At 74.8% G+C, this 238-nt stretch carries 1 protein-coding gene; it reads right to left on the reverse strand.

Going from position 1 to position 238, the window contains the following annotated elements:
* Nucleotides 1-77: 77 nt before the first annotated feature.
* Complete coding sequence (locus F0L68_RS41035) at nucleotides 78-236, reverse strand: MbtH family protein (protein ID WP_223199609.1); 159 nt, start codon at nucleotides 234-236, stop codon at nucleotides 78-80.
* Between the last annotated feature and the right edge of the window lie 2 nt (nucleotides 237-238).

Consider the following 238-nt stretch of genomic DNA (forward strand, 5'->3'; position numbering starts at 1 on the left):
CAGCTCGCTCGGGCCGTCCGCGATCCGCCCGCTCAGCGGGGGCGCGGTTCCGTCGGCCGTCGACGGCTCGTTCTCGTTCAGGACGCGGCCTCCGCGTCGGCGGCCATCTTCCTGCGCAGGCTCAGCGGGCGCATGTCCGTCCACACCTCGTCGATGTGGGCGAGGCAGTCGGCCTTGGCGCCTCGGGTGCCCTCCGCGCGCCACCCGGCCGGGATGTCCTTGTCCCCCGGCCAGATCG

Source organism: Solihabitans fulvus, from assembly GCF_008386585.1.
GTDB lineage: Bacteria > Actinomycetota > Actinomycetes > Mycobacteriales > Pseudonocardiaceae > Solihabitans > Solihabitans fulvus.